Below are 20,559 nucleotides of genomic sequence, written 5' to 3'. Positions count from 1 at the left end.
TCGGAATGGAAATCAACAACAAGTAATATTGATACCCTTTGATTTTTAAAAATTGGGATTAAATTGAAACGAAATGAAATGTTTTTTCGTACAAATAGAAGGAGGGATATAAATGATACGAATTAACGGACGTTTTACGGAAGCGAAAATTTATTCAAATACAGCATTACAATCAGCTATCGATCAAATTAAAGAATTGGCAAATCAGGCTTTTATGGAAGGAACAAAAGTACGGATTATGCCAGATTATCATGCAGGTAAGGGCTGTGTTATTGGCACAACGATTCAGCTTCAAAATCGTGTAGTGCCTAACCTTGTGGGCATTGATGTTGGTTGCGGGGTATTTGTAGCTGAGTTAAATGAAGTGGATATAGATTTTTCTAAACTCGATGCTACAATTCGAGCACATATACCAAGCGGGAAGGATATCCATCAGGAAGTATCTCCTGCACGCTATTTTGCTGAATTCGAGGGGAGACAGTTTGTAGCAAGTGGCTTAAAGGATGACTATACAAATTTATCGCTTGGTACACTTGGGGGAGGCAACCATTTTATAGAGCTTGCAAAAGATAAAGCAGGTATACAATACTTACTTATCCATACTGGCTCGCGTTACGTCGGAGCTAAGGTAGCAAATTGGCATCAAAAAAGAGCTTTTGAAACATTGCAACGGGAAGATTTAAAAGTAAAAATAGCCGAACTGAAAGATCAGGGGCGCGAAAAAGAAATTCAAGCGATGATTAAAGCTCATAAAGAGCAAAATCCAATTGTACCAAAAGATTTAGCCTATTTAGAGGGCGAATATTTCCATGATTATATTCACGATATGAAAATCGCTCAGCAATATGCTCGGATGAATCGCTGGACAATTGCCGAAACAATTGCCAAGCATATGAACTGGCATTTTAGTGAAACGTTTGATACGATCCATAACTATATAGATACGGAAACAATGACGTTAAGAAAAGGCGCCGTTCGAGCGAATAAAGGGGAGAAGCTCGTTATTCCTATGAATATGCGAGATGGTTCGCTCATTTGTATGGGGAAAGGGAATGCAGATTGGAATTACTCAGCACCACATGGGGCAGGTCGTATGTATTCTCGACGTGCTGCAAAAGAAGCTCTAAATATGGAAGATTTTAAAGAAACGATGCAAGGTATTTGGACAACATCCGTAAACGAAGAAACATTGGACGAAGCCCCAATGGCATATAAACCGATGTCAGAAATTACATCTGTTCTAGAGGAAACTGCGGATATATTAAAAGTGATTACACCCGTTTATAATTTCAAAGCTAGTGAAGCAGCTAAGCCATATGAGCGGAAAAATAATTCCTAATAATAGAAATTAGTGATACTTGCACTTATCCTTATCTATTAACATAATATCTGTAATAGTATAAAATAGGCTTACAAAGATGAAATGGGTGGTTTTTTTGGTATCTTCAAAAGATGTGGCAAAGTATGCGGGTGTCTCTCAAACAACAGTTTCAAGAGTGTTAAATACGCCTGAACTCGTAAAGCCGAAAACAATTGAAAAAGTGATGAAGGCGATTGAAGAGTTAAACTATATTCCAAATGATATTGCAAGGTCACTTGTTCAGAAAAAAACAGGCATTATTACATTGATTTCGGGGCCATTACATAATCCTTTTTTTGTCGATACAACAACTGCAATCGTTAATTATGTTAATGCTCGAGGCTATAAAGTAAATGTTTATTTTGGTACGGAAGATAATTTAGATTCTATTTATAATGCTGTTTTGGAAACGAAGGCTGATGCGATTATTTTATCGTCTATGTTATATGAAGATGACTTATTTTTTAAGCTTGAAAAATTAGGTATCCCATTTATTATGTATAATCGCAAGCATCAGGAAAATAGGCATTTTGTAGAAATTGATAATGTGAAAGCTGGTTATATAGCGACGAATCATATTTTATCTTTAGGTCATCAAGATATATGCTGGATTGGTGGTCCACATGAAATAAGTACTTTTTATGGAAGGTACAAAGGCTTTAAAAATGCATTAAAGGACAGCGGTATAGATGTGAAAACAGTCCCAGCGTTTTTAACAAATACTAACAAAAACGATATTAAACGAGCATTTGAAGAAATACTTGAGCTTCCTAAAAAACCTACAGCTATTTGTGCTGCAACAGACGCAATTGCCATTGAAATATTAAATCTTTGTTTAGAACGAGGCTTTCAAGTTCCTAAAGATTTTAATGTTATTGGCATTGATAATGTGGAGCTTAGTAAACACCATTCGATTGCATTAACAACAGTAGGCTTAGAATCCGAGAAAAGTCTCGGATTTATTGCTATTGAAAAATTATTTGAGGTAATGGAGAAAAAAAGCACTTGCATCCAACAAACAGAATCTGTTAAACTTTTCCCAAGAAATACTACGAGTGAAAAATGAACTGATGTACATCAGTTTGTTTTTTACTCAAAAATGGTTACGTATTCATTTTTTATTTTCTAAAATGAATACGTAACCATTTGGAGGGAGGAGTGAGTGAGGTCTTGAAAAAGGGCTTATTTATTAATGGACAATGGCAAATGACAGAAGAGTATATGGAGGTTCAAGCCCCTTACTCAAAAGAGGTTGTAGCACAATTTGCGATGGCAACTGAAGATGATGTACAGCATGCAATTGAAAGTGCTTATGCAGCAGAATCCGAAATGGCAGCATTAACAGCATTTCAAAGAGCAGAGATTTTAGAACGGTTATCTGATCTATTTACAGAAAATCGAGATGAGGCAGCTAGCATTATTTCGCTAGAATCAGCAAAGCCGTTAAAGTATGCCTATGCTGAAATTGATCGAACGATTGAAACTTACAAATTTGCAGCAGAAGAAGCGAAGCGACTATCTGGTGAAATGATTCCGATGGATGCATCTAAAAGCGGAGAAGGTAGATTTGGTTATACAATACGTGAACCATTGGGCGTTATTGCGGCCATTACACCTTTTAATTTTCCTCAAAATTTAGTAGCCCATAAAGTTGGACCGGCATTAGCAGCTGGTAATACGATTGTTTTGAAACCCGCGACACAAACAGCTTTATCTGCTCATTTTCTAGCAAACTTATTGGCACAAACAAATCTACCAACAGGTGCATTTAACTTAGTTACTGGGCAAGGAAAACTAATAGGGGATGCTTTTTTAGCACATCCAAAAGTGAAAATGATTACGTTTACCGGGAGCCCAGCTGTAGGTATTTCCCTTCGCAATCGCGCTGGCTTAAAGAAAGTCACATTAGAACTTGGTTCGAATGCTGGTGTTATTGTGGATGAAGGGGTTCAACTCGATAAAATTATGGACCGCATTGTTATGGGTGCTTTTTCAAATCAAGGTCAAGTTTGCATCTCACTACAGCGTATATATGTAAAAGAAAAAATAATGGATGTATTTTTAGAGCAGCTAAAAGAAAAAGTAGAGCGCTTAACAATTGGGGACCCACTTGATGCAACAACAGATTTAGCGATGATGATTTCAGAAACTGAGCAACAGCGTGCTGTCACATGGATTGAAGAGGCGGTAGCAGAAGGTGCGGAGGTACTGACAGGTGGCCGTATTGAAAATAATATTTTACTTCCAACAGTGTTATTGAATGTATCTTCTACTAGCCGTGTATCTTGTGAGGAAATATTTGCACCAGTAGTTATTGTCAATACTGTTTCATCAGTAGAAGAAGCCATTGATGCTGTTAATGACTCAAATTATGGCTTACAGGCAGGGATATTTACACCTTCCATCGAGACGGCCTTTAAAGCTTCAAAGAAATTACAAGTTGGAGGTGTCATTATAAATGACGTTCCGACATATCGTGTAGATCAAATGCCATATGGTGGCGTTAAAGAAAGCGGAACCGGTCGTGAAGGAATCAAATATGCAGTTGAGGAAATGACAGAAATGAAGCTAGTGATTTGGAATAACAATTAACTTCATTCAGCGGTTGTTTCGACACCCGCTAAAATAGAGGGACTCAGTTTAAGAACGCCACGTCCTGTGGCAACGACTGAGTGACCACCTTCTTATTGTTGCTGTCGCTGCGCTTTCGCACAAACAAAACCCTCTGCTGCCGCTACGTTGCACTACGCTTTCGCACAGAAAACATTTGTTGGCCTAAAGCCTTCGGCGGATGTCACGGAATCGGAATGGCGTTCATATAGGATGTTAGCCTAAAATCATCGCATCCATGCGATAACGGCTAACTGACCTGCATCGGTAAAAACGCCACGCCCTGTGGCATTACCGACATCGTGTCGGCCCTCACGCAGGCCTAAGCACAAAGCCGATTCCTGACGTAATTATGCCGAGGCATAATTAATCACGAATGGAGATGGTTGTAAATGAACACTATCAAACAACACCCGAAATTGTATGTTATGGACAATGGAACAATGCGAATGGATAAAAACTTTATGATTGCCATGCATAATCCTGCAACGATTGATTATCCAAACAAGCCAAATGAATTTGTAGAGTTTCCAGTTTATACAGTATTAATTGATCATCCAGAAGGAAAAATATTATTTGATACAGCATGTAACCCAAATTCAATGGGATCTGAAGGACGCTGGGGTGAATTTACTCAGAAAGCATTTCCAATTAATATGCCAGAAGAATGCTATTTACATCATCGATTAGAAGAGTTAAATGTGCGTCCAGAAGATATTAAATATGTTGTAGCTTCACATTTACATTTAGATCATGCAGGCTGTTTAGAGCTTTTTACGAATGCAACGATTATTGTACAGGAAGATGAATTCAATGGAACTTTACAAACATACGCAAGAAATGTAAAAGAAGGTGCCTATATTTGGGGTGACATTGATATGTGGATAAAAAACAATTTACAATGGCGATTAATTAAACGAGGTGAGGATAATGTAAAACTTGCAGAAGGAATCCAAGTTTTGAATTTTGGAAGCGGTCATGCTTGGGGAATGCTAGGTTTGCATATTAATATGCCAGAAACCGGGGGGATTATATTAGCTTCGGATGCCATTTACAGTGCCGAAAGCTTTGGTCCACCTGTCAAGCCGCCTGGTATACTATATGATTCTGTTGGCTATAATTCTACAGTCGAACGAATTAGAAGATTAGCAAATGAAACAAATTCGCAAGTGTGGTTTGGCCATGATCCAGTCCAATTTAAGTCATTTAGAAAATCGACAGAAGGCTATTATGAATAGATAGGAGTAGAACAATTATGCATAAATTAACCTTTACTCCTGCGAGTTATACAGGCTGGGGTTGCTTGAATCAGCTACTACCGGAAGTAGAAAAATTGAAAGTAAATAATATTTTAATCATCACAGATCCATTTTTAAAAGAGTTAGGTTTAACAGACCATCTTGAAAAGCCTTTACTTGAAAATGGCTACGCTACAACTATTTATACCGATATTGCCCCTGAGCCACCGCTCGCAATTGGTGAAAAACTAGTTGAATTTACAAGAAAGCATCATTTTGATTTAGTGATTGGTTTAGGGGGAGGAAGTGCATTAGACTTAGCGAAACTTGCTGCGGTTTTAGCAACACATGATGGGAAAGTGGCAGATTACTTAAATTTAACGGGAACAAAAAATCTTGAAAATAAAGGATTACCTAAAATTTTAATTCCAACTACATCTGGAACAGGCTCAGAAGTGACAAATATTTCAGTACTGTCACTTGAAACGACGAAGGATGTTGTGACACATGATTACTTATTAGCAGATGTCGCTATTGTAGATCCTGCGTTAACAATTTCCTTACCACCAAAAGTGACTGCTGCTACAGGTGTAGATGCTTTAACACATGCAATTGAGGCCTATGTTTCTGTAAATGCAAACGAAGTAACTAATGCACTTGCACTACAAGCTATTAAATTAATTAGTGGCTCTATCCGAGCTGCTGTGCATGATGGTCAAAATAAGCAGGCACGCTCGGATATGAGTTATGGTAGTTATTTGGCGGGATTAGCCTTTTTCAATGCTGGTGTTGCAGGAGTACATGCTTTAGCTTATCCTCTTGGTGGACAGTTCCATATTGCTCATGGAGATTCGAACGCAGTATTATTACCTTATGTCATGGGCTATATTCGCCAAAGTTGTGAAAAACGAATGAAAGATATTTTAGATGCAATGGGTATTTCATCTGCGTATTTATCGCAAGAAGAGGCTTCTTATAAATGTGTAGATGCATTGAAGCAACTTGTGCATGATGTTAATATTCCGTCAACATTAAAGGGATTTAATATACCTGAAATAGCACTGGAACAACTAACGGATGATGCGACAAAGCAAACAAGAATTCTAGCACGTAGTCCGATGCCACTTAAGCGAACAGACATCTATACTATTTATCGTGCTGCATTTGATGGAGAAGTTCGAGAACCTCAGCCATTATAAAAGAAAAGAGAAACGTTGAATGCCGGCGTTTCTCTTTTCTTGCTACATGTTTTTTGTAGTGAAAGCAAAGCGGTACAAGAAGCTGCTTATCGAAGACTAAAAATATGGAATTTTAATAGATGGAACTCAAAAAAATGATTTTCCACTGAAATAAACAAAAAAGAATCTGCTCATACAGATTCTTTTTTGTTTAAAATTATATTTTATGCTTCAGCATCAGGTGAAAATGAACGTGTCGCTAATTCTGCGTCAAGCATAAAGATTGCGTTGGAGTCATTTTCAATGCGTTCGATTTTTCGAATTAACGTGTCAAACGTTGATTCTTCCTCTACTTGCTCGTCAATGAACCATTTTAAGAAAGCCATAGTCGCGTGCTCGCGTTCATCTAAAGCGATATCCGATAAATGATAAATACGGCGCGTTACTTCTTTCTCATGTGAAAGGCCAGTTTTGAAGGCATGTAAAATAGACTCGAAATGATTATCTGGACTATCGAAGCCATGGATTGTTGCACGGTAGCCCATATCACTTAGGAAATTATAAAATTTCATCGCATGGAAACGTTCTTCTTCAGCCTGTACTAAAAAGAAGTTGGCAAAGCCATCGTAATCTTGATCTGTGCAATATGCCGCCATCGCCATATAAGCATGCGCAGAGTAGAATTCAAAATTCATTTGATCGTTTAGTGCTGTGTGTAGTTTTTCAGATAACATAAATATTTTCCTCCCTTTACAGTAAATATTTACTGCTTCTCCTATAGTATACAGCGAAGAATGGCAGTATGGCAAAGTTTAATTGATTTTTATTCTCAATTAGGGGGTTTAATCAAATTCATTCTTTAAACGCCAAATGACTTCTAAAAGATTGACAAATAAATTAATGAAATCTAAGTATAGATTTAAAGCCATACCAACGACTTCAGCATCTGAAACGTGATTATGTCGAATTTTATTAAAGTCATAAACCGTATAGAGACTAAAAAGTAGTACAGTAATTCCCGCAATAATCAATCCGACTATGTTGCTAACAGGGATGAACATAAAGACTAGTGAAAATATAATTACGACGATTAACACAGTGAATAAATAGCTTCCCCAATTAGAAATATCTTTATTCATCATTATACCGATCAGTGCTAGTACAATGAAAATAGCAACTGTCGCTACGAAGACAAGTAAAACAAGCTGTTGTCCTAGCTCCGCAATGTAAAATTGTGTTGACCAAAATAGTAAAATTCCCATTAAAAAGGGGATTGCATACATAATGGAATTAGCAAGCTTCAGACTTCGCACAAAGCAGGCGATGATAAGAAGTATAAGAGTAATAATAGATAGCGGCATGACAACCGCTGGTGGTAATAATGTTGCTATGTACATTCCGACAACCGTCAACACCCACATAAAAGCAAAGTGTTTTAAAATTTTGTTTAAGTTTTGATTTTTAGCATAAGCCATATAGAAAATAATCCTTTCTTTTTTATAATAACTTTTATATAGTAACATACGTTTCAATTTAGAAAAAGATTCAATTATAAAAAATTTGTATTATTAACATAATGTGGGTTCAACTTCCCTTGACTAGGTGCCGAGTTATCCTCGGTTTGGTCATACAAAAACCTGGTCTTCGCTAGGACCAGGTAATGTTTTTCAGATTATTCGACATTTTTTCTTTGGTTTTTCACACCAACTAAATAACCACCAAGGGCAATTCCAATTAAGACAATCCAGAAAATAGCCTTCCATATCGTTGAATGTGGGAATTCATGTGGGATTATGCCTAATTTTTCGTGTGCTAATGTTAAAACAGCTAGCTTTACACCAACCCAACCAACGATTAAGAAGGCAGCTGTTTCAAGTGATGGGAATTTATCGAGAACTTTTACGAACCAACGAGCAGCAAAACGCATCATAACAACACCGATAAGACCTCCTAGGAACATCACTGAGAATTGACCTGCATTAATGCCGCCAACATCAAAATTTCCAATATGAGGTAGTGTCACTGCGATGGCAACAGCTGCTAAAATTGAATCTACAGCAAAGGCAATATCGGCTAGTTCTACTTTGATGACGGTCATCCAGAAGCCTGATTGCTTTTTAGTCTCATGAATTTCTTCGGGATTTTCTGCAGCCTTCCGCGAATCATAAATATGCTTACCAGACATGATTAATAAGTATGCAGCACCAAGAGCTTGAATTTGCCAGAAATTAACGAGCGTAGTAATAAGAAATAATGCAGCAAAGCGGAAAACAAATGCGCCCACTAAACCATATAACAGTGCTTTCTGCTGTTGTGCCTTTGGTAAATGCTTAACCATAACGGCCATAACAACTGCATTATCGGCAGCTAATAAACCTTCTAGAACAATTAATACGACGAGTACCCATGCGTATTCTAATAAAATTGCCTCCAAATTTATTTCCTCCTTTATACTTAGAACAGAAATGAACATACTGCTTTTAACTTAGTCTTTGCTATTTAGGCAAAATAAAAAGACCCCTGCCTAAAAATAGGCAAAGGTCTTGCTAAGCGATAACTGTTATACAGAAAATATCTTGTTCGCCAAGATATGCCTTCACACCCGATGGTAAATAACCATGTAATGACGAATGTGAAATCAGATGCTCGTTCACATCTGCTAGCTACTCCCCTTTGACAAAATTGTCAAAAGCTATTCAATTCTTTATACATGGATTATAACATGCTGGTTGTCGATTGCAAATAAAAATGTGAGGCTATGTTAAAAAAATTTGACGATTGATCTCAGGGCAAGACTATTTGAGCTATTCTACAGGTATACTATTCAAATAATTTTTTGAGCATTGTAAAGAAACAAACTAAGAAAATAGGCAGGATATTCAAAAAGGCATAGATAAACAAAAGTGGAATTTTAAATGCCATTTGTAAAACGTATTCCTTATATAAGTTAATAGTGGTAGAGGCTGGTCAACCTCTTGGGGGATAGCGTCACAGATGCTTCCCTTGAAATATGAGAATGAATAAATTTCTATTCAGATTTAATCGATAAATTAAAATATCCTCTCAAATAGGTAGTGACCCCTTTGAGGGATATTTTAATTTTAATGATTTATTGTTCGAGTAAATGTTTTACGACCGGATTTTAATTGGTTAATGTTTATATCTAATTTACTAATAGAACTAGGTGTTAATGGGATCTTCCCATCCTTCTCAAGCTTTTTCCATACTTTCACATTTTTTCGATATAGATGTTCAGAAAGGCGATAAATATCAATATCTTTTGCAAGTGCTTCGTTATATGTTGTTCTAATTTCTTTTTTCACTTCTTTTATTAATTTTTTTCTTATTTCTTCTTCTGAAACATTAGTTTTGAAACCGTTTATCCTTGCATTTAATGTTATCTCTACATCAAATGTTACTTGATCCTTTTTAACAATTGGTTTGATATCTACCTTGATTTTTTCCAATGTTGTCGTTAAATAATCATTTTCATCTAGCTTAAAGGTTGTTTCACCTCTTTGCGTTCTATCATGCATCCATTGCGTTCCTCTAGCATCATCATTCTTAATAAAGCCTTTAAACCCATCTTTGGAAAGTACGCCGATCCCTATAAAGGCAGTTTCCTGTTCTTGACGATTTTCCGTTCCCCAGTTTTTGTTAATGGTTACATAAGGGATGCCAATTTCGTAGTTCGGTTCATTTAAGCCAATAACTAGATTTCGGAGATTAATGGGTTTGACGAATGTTTCTTTATCTTCTGTATTTAAAGGATTACTAAGCTTTGACGTTGTAAGCGGCTTATTCAAAACTGGCGTTACTAGAAGAATGTCTTTAATAGGGTCTTGTGTACAATAGGTCCATATTTGATACCTTGTTTCCCTATATCTCAACACACTGTCTATAATGGGGACAGTATTTTTATCTTTCATTGCTTCTTCAGAGAAAATAATATAGGTCATATGCCCCCAAAATATGTTTTGGTCGATGGAACGAAATAATTTAAAGAGTGCTTCTTCCAACGTCTTTCCCTTAGATTGTCCAACCTCAGCTGGTGCCACCTGAGGGTTAGGATATTCGGTTTTTGCAACATCGGTGAAATTAATTAATTGCAAGTAGATTTCGTACTGACCATCTTTATAATCGATACCAAGTCCATCAACATAATACATTTTTTGAGGTTCGGTAGCATCCCAACACCCCGAAAGAAGTAGTGAAGTAGCTAAGCTTGATAGTAAAATAATTTTTATCTTCATTGCTTCTTCTTCTTACTCATAGAAGTACGAGTGTTATCTTGGGGTGCAAGTTCTTTATTACGTTCAGTGTAACCTTTTGGTGATAAGCGGAATATCGATTTTTTAATAGTCATCCAATTTAAATCTGTTGCAAGATTCATGTAAGAGTAACCATAGATCCGGATGTTACATAAGTAAAGCAGTGTAAAGTATAGTGAGATGAAAAATCCAAATAAACCAAAAAAAGCACTGGCAAGAATGAATGTAATGCGCAATAAACTGATGGTTGTGACAAGGGATTGATTCACAAGAGTAAATGATGCAATTGTAGAAATCGCAATAACTACAATCATTTCTGGACTTGTTACACCTGCGCGAATGGCCGCATCACCAATAATTAAACCGCCAACAACGCTTATCGTTCCTCCAATAACGGAAGGCAGACGTAAGCCAGCTTCTCGAAACAATTCAAACATTAGTAGCATTATTAGCATCTCCAGAGAGGAGGGGAGAGGTAAACCTGTTTTTGCTTGGACAACTGTTGCTAAAAGTTGGAATGGTAGCTGATTCTGGTGATAGGTCGTCAGTGAGAGCCAAAATGCAGGCAATAGCAACCCAATTAAAATGCCAAGGATCCTCAAAAGTCGTTCTATAGAACTGAAAATGATAGGATATTCATTATCTTCAGCGGATTTTAATAATAAAAATAAATTGACCGGTGTGATCATGGCATAAGCTACTCCGTCGACGAACATGAGAAAACGTCCTCTAATTAGCGCTTGAATAGCATAATCGGGTCGTCCGGTGTAATCGAATTTTGGGAAGAGCTTAGAGTTTTTATTAATTCTCTCCATTAAAACGTCCCCGCTAAAGACAATATCTGTATCGACTGCAGCAAGTTGTTTTTTTATTCCGTGTAAAATATCCATATCGACAATATCGTCAAAATAAAGAATAGCAACGGTTGTTTTTGAACGTTTTCCTAACTCCACTTTCTCAACACAAAATGAATTCGTAGGTAAACGTTTTCGCAATAGTGCAATGTTGACGCGAATATCTTCAATAAAGTTATCCCTAGGCCCCTTAACGAGGACTTCCATCCTAGTTTCTTCAGGATTTCGATTAGGCTTTTTAGCGATATTACTAGCATATAAAAGTCCGTCTTCTTCAAAATAAAGCAGTAGGAAACCAGTATAGACAAAGGTAATGGCTTCTTCTTTATCTTTGACCTTTTGGAGAGTCGGGATGTGAAGCTGATTTGTAATATTTTCTTCAAAGGAAGGTTCATCTAAATGATCATAAAGAAATTGAATACGCCGAATAATGACTTCGTTGAGCATTTGCTGGTCTATCATCGCATCACAGGTAATGAAATGAACCTTTTTTTGATTAAAAACATACTCCTGAAATTGGATATCTGCTGATTTTTGAAATAGTTTTTTTAAAGTGTTTAGGTCGATCGCCTTCTCCTGCTGAGGCATTATGATTCACCACTTTCCATGTCTTGTTTTTCAGATTTCCCCTTTTTGGAAGATTTACCTGAAAAGAAAGCTACTAGTAAGAAAAAAATTGTCAAAAGAAAAAAGAAAACAAAAGTAACTGTTAATATATAGTTCCCTTTCACCTTCAAAAATATGTTTTCATTTAAAATAATTAGCGGCAGACATAGAAGAAAGAAGGGTGGAGCGATCATTCTCCATATTTGCTTTGGATCACCAGTCATTTTGAACAAATCTGCTATCACATATAAGAGGAAGCTAACTCGTATAAATGTACCTGTTAGCCATTGGTAAATTGAGAAAAAGTCAAGATGCTCAATATAGCGACCAATCGATACTAATCCCCATTCCTCATAGGCAGGATATCTTTGCTTTGCAGCTTCGGTTGGACCAAATTCTGCAATTGCGCCCATGAGTGGTCCTAGCGTAAGCCCCATTAATATGAAAAGCATAATGCCAAAATGATACCAACGAATGCGATCTTTAAATTGATGCTGTAAAAATAAAAGTATTATTAATTCAATAAATCCTGATGCAGGATAAACCATCCCTTTTATAACAGGTTGGAAGCCATGCTCGAAAAAAGGACGTAGTAGCTCGTAGTCTTTTACCTGTATATTTGTAAATGCTACAAAAAAACCAAAGACTATTACGCCAAATAAGACAAAGACATTTAAAATAACGATGGTTTGTAAACTTGTTGTAACGAGAAAAATACAAAGAACTGTATAAATGAGTAATAATATAGTGGCCGGTGTTTGAGGTAAAAATGTTGTGTTTACCCATTGCAATGTTTCAACCATCGTAAAGGCAGCGAGAATGAATAAAAATATAGCTATAATATATATGACAATTGTAGAGCCAGTTTTTCCGATTTTCCCATCTAACCAGTCCCGAATAGGCTCCTGATTCGTCTTTTTTTGAATATAAACTAACAAAAATAGCCAGAAGAATAGAATTACTGCAGCCATTATGACAGATACCCAACCATCTCTCCCTACAACATCTAGTAGCGGGGGAATAATGGTCACGTGATTTTTTAAGCCAATAACAGTCATAGATAAGAAAATAACATGTAAAATACTAATTGATCCTACACCTTTCATATGAAAACCCTCTAACGTTAATTGATACACTTTAGCTTAGACAAAAAGTGAGAGGATTATAAGTATGAACAACTACTTGTAAAAGAAGAATTTAAATCCGTATTCCATCACATTCATGAAAAATTTATCGCCGAAAAAAGCGAGTTATTTGACGAATGAGATGTCAAATAACTCGCTTTTGGAAATATATTTTCGAATCATAATGGCATGTTGTAAAAACCCGATTGGGAAAGACGAATAATCCGTAGAGGATAAAGAAAACCCCTACGGATTATAGTTTTACATTACAAATGATTAATGAATATACATAGAGCTTACAAGGTCATTTTTCAAGACATCTGTTGGGATTTCAAATTCCACGACACCCATATAGCCAGGAGCAACTTCGTATTTATCGAAGGAGATAACAAGCTTACCTTCATTGGAAATATAGAATTGTTGATCAGCTTTAACAGCTGTAAATTCATCTGAAACTTCTTCATCAGGAAGACCTGCTCCTTTTAACCAGTACACCTTTTCTTGGTTAGATGCAGCAGCTTGTTCGCGCATTTGTTCCTTAATGTTTTCACTGATCGTTTTAAGATAAGTATCATCTTTAAATAGCATCGGTAATGTAATTAAAATATCATTTTTTTTATCAATTGTGTCGTAGTGCATTACTGTAGAAGAAGATCCAACAGTATTGACGATATAACGACCAATCGATAAGATCTGATCATTATCTGTTTTCACTTCGTAGCCACTATCTACGCCCAAATGACCGCCACCTTTAGCTTTTAAATCACCTACTTCGGCAATAAAGTCATCATAAAGAGCTTTTCCTTCTGAACGGTATTTTTCATTTAAAGTAGTAGCAAGATCTTTATTGTCTAGGTTTTCGATAGAAGGTACTTTTATGTCAGCATCATATGAGTCATCTGCTACTTTATATTCAGTCCATGTTAAGACTTTTACGACACTACCAACAACAGGAATATCTGATAGTGTTCGTGCCATTGCAGGACTGACATTTAAACCAGCTGTAAAAAGCATTGCAGCTGCCGCAGATCCTAGCAACCATTGTGGAGCTCGTTTTTTTCTTTTCTTTTTACCTTGTTTTAATGCGTTTTCAACCACAAAGTCAAGCTCCTTTGGAATAGATACCTCATTATATTGTTTTTCTAATTCTTTTATTTTTTCATCCATGTGCTGTTTCTCCCTTCACATCTTCTAATTGTATTTTCAATAGCTTTAGCGCTTTATAAAGACGTGATTTAGCGGTACTCAGCTTAATGTTAAGGATATTTGCAACATCAGCGAGCTTTAAGTCTTCAAAATAGTGTAAAATGACAACTTCACGATACATAATTGGTAATTCATCTAACGCATGCTCTAAATCAACGTTTTCGTAAATATCCTCTTGTGCAGGAGTTAAATATTGCAATGTATCATCGTCTGTCACGTGTAAGCGTTTATGCTTACGTAAAAAATCTATGGATGTACGTACGACGATTTTATAAAACCAGCTTTTCATATACTCGACATTTTCTAGTCGATCTAGAGAAAGCATTGCTTTTTGAATACTGTCTTGTACAACATCAAGTGCGTCCTGTTCATTTTTCGTATAGCTATACGCGAGCAAATAAAAACGCTCTTTCTGTTCACGAATTAACTGGACAAACACCTCTTCATGTTGAAATGCATTTCTTGTTTTCATGTCCAAAGAAGCTCCTTTTTAACATTTTCAAATTGTATACAACTAATAGACGTATGAAAGGGGAAAAAAAGTTGATAGCATAAAAAACTTATCTTTTTCTGTTAATTTCAAAGATAAGTCATTGGCAATTGGTAATTTACCCTATATTAACTTCTGTGATAATCATCAGCGGGGATGAAGAAATCCTCCACTTGTAAAGTTACGCTTTTCTGTACATTTTATTGTGATGAAAAAGCATAGCAAATTATAAACCTTTTACAATTGCTTAGAAAGGGGAAAAAGTAAATTGGTCACAATTACAAATAAAATTGCCCGGAGGAGGATCTAAATAACTGGCATTGCAATCGAAGAAAATATCCTAAAATAGTATCGAACTGAGAAAGTGTCAATGGACCTTTTTCTACATGAACTATCCCATACATATAGTAGATTGAAAATACAAGCAAGTAAGCTATACTTCTTATAATCAGATTTGAAGAGGAGGAATGCCTATTGAAAAGGGGAGTGGAAAACACAATTAAATGGCGCCGTTCTTCGATATAGAGCAGCACCATCTTGGCTCTGGAAAAGATAAATTTTTTCGCAATTATAAAAGCAGAAAGGAGCATTAGGTATGAAAAAGTCAAGCGACGCTAAAGATTTAATAGATAGTTTAATTCCATTGGGAATGATTTTTGGAAGTGCTCTCGGTGTGGTTTTTGGCATGTTTTTCAAACCAAACTTTCTAGTATTTACAATTGTTATAGGGGCTGGAATAGGCTATTTATTTGGAGTTATTGCTTACGGAATTTTTAGTAAGCAAGAATAATTATAGACGGGGAAGTTTGGATAACAAAATTATTTTAGAAGCATGCAGTATTTTTAGCATGCTTCTATTTAGTCGATATATTGATAAGTACGAGACTTCATTATAACTTCTTTCAATGGCTGTCCAAACATCTGCATGCATAAGCACAAAGCGGATTCTAGACGCATTGTTTATCTGTGCGAATTAGTGAAGCGACAGCAACAATTATGCCGAGCATAATGGATCTACATTAATTTGTAGATATAATGAATCAATCATGAAAAATAGTCATATGTATTTTTCAAAAGTAATAAAATTGTCACAACGATAAATAATTTACGTACATACCCGCTGCCACGTTTAATGGCAAATTTAGAACCAACTATTGCCCAAGCAATTTGTGCAAGTCCCATAGGTAAACCATAGGCATAATTTATTTGCCCTAAGTATATAAACATAAGAAGGGCTGCGATATTACTTCCGAAATTTAAAAATTTAGCATTCCCTGCCGATTTTAAAAAGTCGAAGCCAACTATTAAAAAGGCAAACAGTAGAAATGAGCCTGTCCCCGGACCTAAAAAGCCATCATAGAAGCCGATTAATGTAATAATCGCCACAAAAAATGCGTAACGTTTAGGTGTTAATTTTTTATAGGTAGAAATGCTACCCCAGTCTTTCTTGAAAATAGTATAAATAGCCACAGCTGCTAGCATGACAAGCATAAGTGGTTTTAGAAGACTAGGATCCATAAGATGGACAATCCATGCACCGATCATGGAGCCTATAAAAACAAAAGGGAACAGTTTGTAAACGGCTTTAATATCCAATTTACCAGAGCGATAAAATGTTATGGTGCTCGTTAATGACCCCATAGTGCCTGCTAACTTGTTCGTAGCCACGGCTGCAGATGGTGGAAGACCAACAAACATAAGAGCTGGTAAAGAAATAAGCCCGCCGCCTCCTACAACAGAATCAATAAATGCGGCTAGAAAGCCAAAAAAAATAAGGATGAGTAAAATGTCTACATCTAAATCAAAAGGCACAGCAGTTCATCTCTTTTCTATAATAATAATTTGATAGTAGCGAAATGAAAAGTAACTGTAAATAGCTCCAATAATTTTTTTCTGTTAATTTCGAGGATTCAATCTCTTTTGATATTTTTAAATTCTACAAAAAGCTTAAATATTCTACTTTATGTATGTATTTTGATGTATTATGTAGGTGATAGTGTTTTTTGCGTAAAGGGGACGTGATGACATTTGAGTTTAGGAAATCATGTAAGAGTACTTGTTTGTGTTGTATGTATGGGGCTACTTGTCGGATGTGTGTATAATGCCAAAAAAGATATAACTGATCATGAGTTTATCGATACTGTAAAAGAAGGGTATTTAGGGGATTTTTCAGATGTATCTGTTCGAAATGCATTTAATTACGCATTTTTTGAACCATATTGGCGCTATTACCAGGCAAAAACTGGCGAGCATGTTGTCGAATTATCAGGTGATATTACATTTGAAAATGAAAAAGGACATGCTATTTTACAGTTCGTAGTGGACGAACAAACAAATCAATTTTCTATTTATGCAATGAAATTTAATGATGTTGTATTGAGTCCCGAACAAAAACGGTTCCTTATTGGCATGGTTTATGACATATGGCATACAAAGCGGCTTGCCTATGAGTAAGGTCTTTTACTTTGTATAAAGAGCTTACTATATTACAGTAGAGAGGGGTGCTTAGATAGAGAGGGTGTTTTCAATGAGATTAAGTATATTAGATCAAATGCCTATACCAAAAGGTCATACTGCTGAGGAGGCCTTTCAGCGTACAGAACAAATAGCGCTTTTAGGTGAAGAGCTTGGCTATCATCGAATGTGGTTAGCGGAGCACCATAATAGCCATTCACTGGCAAGTTCAGCTCCAGAGGTTACAGCTGCTTTCCTAGCGGCGAAAACAAAACATCTTCGCATCGGTACTGGAGGCGTAATGATGATGCATTATTCTCCATATAAGCTGGCAGAGGTCTTTAAAACATTAAGTGGCTTAGCACCGAATCGTATTGATTTTGGCGTCGGCAGAGCCCCTGGTGGTGACCATGCCTCTATTTATGCACTAGCAGAGGGACGAAGACAACGATTTACAGAGCAATACGATAAGCTTGAGATTATTTTAAAGCTGATGAATAATCAAAAAACAGGGGAAGATGTCTATGATCAAGTAATTGCGGCACCAGTGAATATCCAATTGCCTGAAGCTTGGTTACTTGGGTCAAGTGGTCAAAGCGCTATGCAGGCAGGTCGATTTGGTGTAGGTTATTCATATGCACAATTTTTCACTGGCAATATGTCAAAGGATATATTTGATACGTATAGAGATTACTTTATACCTTCCTATTATATGGAGAAGCCACAAATTATCGTTACTTATGCTGCGACGGTTGCAGATACGTTAGAGGAAGCGGAATATTTGGCGAAACCGATTGATATTACACGTCTTCATCTCATGAAGGGTCAAATTATTCAAGCGATGTCACCCGAGGAAGCAAAGGATTACCCACTTACGGAGTTGGATAAAATGACAATCGCCAATAATCGAAAAGCCAATCTGGTCGGAACACCGAAGGAAGTCGCTGAATTTTTAGTAGCAGAGCAAGAGCAATATGGATTTGACGAAGTGATGCTAAACTGCAACCAATACGCACTAGAAAGTCGCTTAAATACTTTTAAGTTAATGGCAAAGGAGTTAATAAGAACACCTTAGCTTTAGTATTATATTTGAATCTACTTATCAACAAGTGTAGCTCCGAAATTACTAGGGAATAAATTCTATGAATTTACGTAAAAAGAAGTACTGCAAATAATCAAGACACCTTGTATATATGGATTAAAAAGAAGTCATGTTCAAGTAAATGAACATGGCTTTTTTAATTAAACTTGTATGTAACGATGAAAGCGAAAACTTACGCGCAGCATTTAATACATGGGAATCAATTTTATTTATGAAACTGAGGTTTATGAACTATCATTTTACTCTTTTGATAACTATAGACGTCACAGACTATTAGGAATTGAAACTATGGTTTGAAGCCATTGAGACAATTTTAATTCATATGTGGAGAGCAAAATTGAAAGCTGAGGACAAATATAATTTATTCAAAGATAAGATTACTAAAGGAAAGTGTATATTTATAGTAGTAAACATATAAGAGAAAAAGATATTGTTAATGAAGTGTTTAAAATAGGTATTAGGTTAATGAATAGAGAAGAAGCAAATAAATTAATAAATAATATTAAAGTGATTGATACAGAAGGAACTTTTGAAATACAATATAAATTTTAGGGAAAAGAAGATAATATAGACTAGCACTTTAAAATCTCCTTTATCTATGAGAAAATCATAGGATAGAAAGGGAGATTTTTTTTTATGAAAACACTAGAGAAACCATATGATGAATGGGAAAGCTATCATGATATTGATAAGCATGGAAAACTAACTTTATCAAATATTGAATTTACAACAACTAATCTTTGTAATATGCGTTGCGCTCATTGTGCAGTAGGTTATACATTGCAAACAAAAGAAGATGAAGCTATTCCTACATCAGAGTTGATAAAACATTTAGATACTGTAGAAACACTTAGAGTAATGAGTTTTACAGGTGGAGAACCTTTATTAACAAAACGTGGGATAAGAAACAATTTACTTCCACTTCTTAAATATGCAAAAAGTAGAGGAATTAAAACTCAAATAAATTCTAATTTAACTTTGCCTATGGAGCATTATGAAATGGTTGCACCATACTTAGATGTTATGCACATTTCACATAATTGGTGTGATGAAAAAGAGTTTGTTGAAACAGGTTTCGCGATAATGGAAAGAAAACCAACAGTTCAACAAAGAGCAGAACTATATAGAAATATTTTTGATAATGCTAGAGAACTTTCAAAGGGTGGTATGTTTGTATCCGCAGAAACAATGTTAAATCGCAACACGGTTCCTTACATTGAAAAGATTCATAATGAGGTTGCTAATGAAATGCTTTGTAAGCGACATGAGATTCATCCTATGTATTCTAGTGATTTTGCAAGTAATTTAGAAACAATAATTCTTGATGAATATAGAGAAGTAGTGAACAATATACTTGATTTTAGAAATGAGGATATATGGGTACTATTTGGCACATTGCCTTTCTATGCTTGTAGCTCTGATCAACGTGATTTAGCTTTATTAGAAAAGATTAATAAAACACCAAATATCACAGTAAGAAATGATGTGGATGGTCGCTCTCGAATGAACTTGAATATATTCACAGGTGATATATCAGTATCAGATTTCTCAGATGATGGCTCTGCATTAGGTAATATCAAAACAGAATCATTGGAGAATATTTATAATAGATGGTTGGATACAAATATTTCTAATAGTATTAATTGTCATTGTCCTGCTGTAAAATGTTTAGGTTCTAATATAATTGTGAAAAATATGTATTATCCTGATAATGTCTTTACAAGTGGTTCTGTCAAATAAACAAAAAATCTCCTTAACAAAAGCGTTAAGGAGATTTTTAAATTTCAATTAATTTATGCTTTATTATTGAGTCAACCCAAAGAATTTTCAAGTCTTTTATTTTTTGAAGATATTGTTTAGCAGAAGCATAATGTGCCTGTTTGGAAGTAGAACTTACCTAGGCCTTTATTGATTGTGATGCAACCATTGTTGACAAGTTTGTTTTACGTAACCTTTTGTGATTAGGCTTTGTCTGCTCTCACGATAATATCAAAAGAACCGTTTGCGTCAGGTGTTGCGCCTAATTCAGATTTTAGTCGAATGAAGAATGGTATTTCTTCGTTGTT

The 20,559-nt window shown here is 35.7% G+C and carries 18 protein-coding genes; 9 read left to right on the top strand and 9 right to left on the bottom strand.

The window, feature by feature from the left end; genetic code table 11:
• Window positions 1–112 precede the first annotated feature (112 nt).
• The 5 genes from ACQKN4_RS11470 (at window position 113) to ACQKN4_RS11450 (ending at window position 6,407) form a co-directional block, all read left to right on the top strand.
• Window positions 113–1,339 carry an RtcB family protein gene (locus ACQKN4_RS11470; RefSeq protein WP_427483720.1) on the top strand — a complete coding sequence of 409 codons (1,227 nt, stop codon included), beginning with the start codon at window positions 113–115 and terminating at the stop codon, window positions 1,337–1,339.
• Between the two features lie 88 nt (window positions 1,340–1,427).
• On the top strand, window positions 1,428–2,426 hold the full coding sequence (locus tag ACQKN4_RS11465) for a LacI family DNA-binding transcriptional regulator (RefSeq protein ID WP_427483826.1): 999 nt from the start codon (window positions 1,428–1,430) through the stop codon (window positions 2,424–2,426).
• A 104-nt stretch (window positions 2,427–2,530) separates the two neighbouring features.
• On the top strand, window positions 2,531–3,952 hold the full coding sequence (locus ACQKN4_RS11460) for an aldehyde dehydrogenase family protein (RefSeq protein ID WP_427483825.1): 1,422 nt from the start codon (window positions 2,531–2,533) through the stop codon (window positions 3,950–3,952).
• Between the two features lie 410 nt (window positions 3,953–4,362).
• Window positions 4,363–5,208 carry an AhlS family quorum-quenching N-acyl homoserine lactonase gene (gene ahlS, locus ACQKN4_RS11455; RefSeq protein ID WP_079562082.1) on the top strand — a complete coding sequence of 282 codons (846 nt, stop codon included), beginning with the start codon at window positions 4,363–4,365 and terminating at the stop codon, window positions 5,206–5,208.
• Window positions 5,209–5,225: 17 nt separating this feature from the next.
• Window positions 5,226–6,407 carry an iron-containing alcohol dehydrogenase gene (locus ACQKN4_RS11450; RefSeq protein ID WP_427483719.1) on the top strand — a complete coding sequence of 394 codons (1,182 nt, stop codon included), beginning with the start codon at window positions 5,226–5,228 and terminating at the stop codon, window positions 6,405–6,407.
• A gap of 203 nt (window positions 6,408–6,610) precedes the next feature.
• Here the strand turns inward: ACQKN4_RS11450 and ACQKN4_RS11445 are convergent, their stop codons facing one another.
• The 8 genes from ACQKN4_RS11445 to ACQKN4_RS11410 all read right to left on the bottom strand — a co-directional run bounded on the left by ACQKN4_RS11445 (window position 6,611) and on the right by ACQKN4_RS11410 (window position 14,919).
• On the bottom strand, window positions 6,611–7,120 hold the full coding sequence (locus ACQKN4_RS11445; RefSeq protein ID WP_427483718.1) for a ferritin: 510 nt from the start codon (window positions 7,118–7,120) through the stop codon (window positions 6,611–6,613).
• 108 nt (window positions 7,121–7,228) lie between these two features.
• Window positions 7,229–7,861: a Bax inhibitor-1/YccA family protein gene (locus ACQKN4_RS11440; RefSeq protein WP_427483717.1), complete on the bottom strand. Its 633-nt coding sequence runs from the start codon at window positions 7,859–7,861 to the stop codon at window positions 7,229–7,231.
• 197 nt (window positions 7,862–8,058) lie between these two features.
• Window positions 8,059–8,820 (bottom strand): TerC family protein, encoded by a 762-nt coding sequence (locus tag ACQKN4_RS11435; protein ID WP_079562086.1) that lies wholly within the window; start codon window positions 8,818–8,820, stop codon window positions 8,059–8,061.
• Window positions 8,821–9,487: 667 nt separating this feature from the next.
• The gene (locus ACQKN4_RS11430) at window positions 9,488–10,639 is read right to left on the bottom strand and encodes a Ger(x)C family spore germination protein (RefSeq protein ID WP_427483716.1); all 1,152 of its coding nucleotides are present in this window, start codon (window positions 10,637–10,639) and stop codon (window positions 9,488–9,490) included.
• Window positions 10,636–12,099: a spore germination protein gene (locus tag ACQKN4_RS11425; protein WP_079562088.1), complete on the bottom strand. Its 1,464-nt coding sequence runs from the start codon at window positions 12,097–12,099 to the stop codon at window positions 10,636–10,638. The genes ACQKN4_RS11430 and ACQKN4_RS11425 overlap by 4 nt, the downstream gene beginning before the upstream one ends.
• The gene (locus tag ACQKN4_RS11420; protein WP_079562089.1) at window positions 12,099–13,223 is read right to left on the bottom strand and encodes an endospore germination permease; all 1,125 of its coding nucleotides are present in this window, start codon (window positions 13,221–13,223) and stop codon (window positions 12,099–12,101) included. Before ACQKN4_RS11420 ends, ACQKN4_RS11425 begins: the two co-directional genes overlap by 1 nt.
• A 294-nt stretch (window positions 13,224–13,517) precedes the next feature.
• Window positions 13,518–14,408, bottom strand: coding sequence for a DUF3298 and DUF4163 domain-containing protein (locus ACQKN4_RS11415; protein WP_079562090.1), 891 nt, complete (start codon window positions 14,406–14,408; stop codon window positions 13,518–13,520).
• A complete protein-coding gene (locus tag ACQKN4_RS11410; protein ID WP_079562091.1) occupies window positions 14,401–14,919 on the bottom strand; it encodes a sigma-70 family RNA polymerase sigma factor in 519 nt (172 codons plus the stop codon). The genes ACQKN4_RS11415 and ACQKN4_RS11410 overlap by 8 nt, the downstream gene beginning before the upstream one ends.
• 613 nt (window positions 14,920–15,532) lie before the next feature.
• Here ACQKN4_RS11410 and ACQKN4_RS11405 point away from each other — a divergent pair.
• On the top strand, window positions 15,533–15,727 hold the full coding sequence (locus ACQKN4_RS11405; protein ID WP_427483715.1) for a hypothetical protein: 195 nt from the start codon (window positions 15,533–15,535) through the stop codon (window positions 15,725–15,727).
• Window positions 15,728–15,981: 254 nt separating this feature from the next.
• Here the strand turns inward: ACQKN4_RS11405 and ACQKN4_RS11400 are convergent, their stop codons facing one another.
• Window positions 15,982–16,749 (bottom strand): sulfite exporter TauE/SafE family protein, encoded by a 768-nt coding sequence (locus ACQKN4_RS11400; protein WP_427483714.1) that lies wholly within the window; start codon window positions 16,747–16,749, stop codon window positions 15,982–15,984.
• Window positions 16,750–16,965: 216 nt separating this feature from the next.
• Here ACQKN4_RS11400 and ACQKN4_RS11395 point away from each other — a divergent pair, with 216 nt between their 5' ends.
• The 3 genes from ACQKN4_RS11395 (at window position 16,966) to yfkAB (ending at window position 20,233) form a co-directional block, all read left to right on the top strand.
• Window positions 16,966–17,391, top strand: coding sequence for a hypothetical protein (locus tag ACQKN4_RS11395; protein WP_427483713.1), 426 nt, complete (start codon window positions 16,966–16,968; stop codon window positions 17,389–17,391).
• Between the two features lie 73 nt (window positions 17,392–17,464).
• On the top strand, window positions 17,465–18,466 hold the full coding sequence (locus tag ACQKN4_RS11390; protein ID WP_427483712.1) for an LLM class flavin-dependent oxidoreductase: 1,002 nt from the start codon (window positions 17,465–17,467) through the stop codon (window positions 18,464–18,466).
• 663 nt (window positions 18,467–19,129) lie between these two features.
• A complete protein-coding gene (yfkAB, locus tag ACQKN4_RS11385; RefSeq protein ID WP_427483711.1) occupies window positions 19,130–20,233 on the top strand; it encodes a radical SAM/CxCxxxxC motif protein YfkAB in 1,104 nt (367 codons plus the stop codon).
• Window positions 20,234–20,559: the final 326 nt, after the last annotated feature.

Origin of the sequence: Lysinibacillus sp. NPDC093692, assembly GCF_050280125.1 — a bacterium.
In the GTDB taxonomy this organism is placed as follows: domain Bacteria; phylum Bacillota; class Bacilli; order Bacillales_A; family Planococcaceae; genus Lysinibacillus.
The sequence above is the reverse complement of the archived record's forward strand: the minus strand, read 5'-3'. Positions and strand labels throughout refer to the sequence as shown.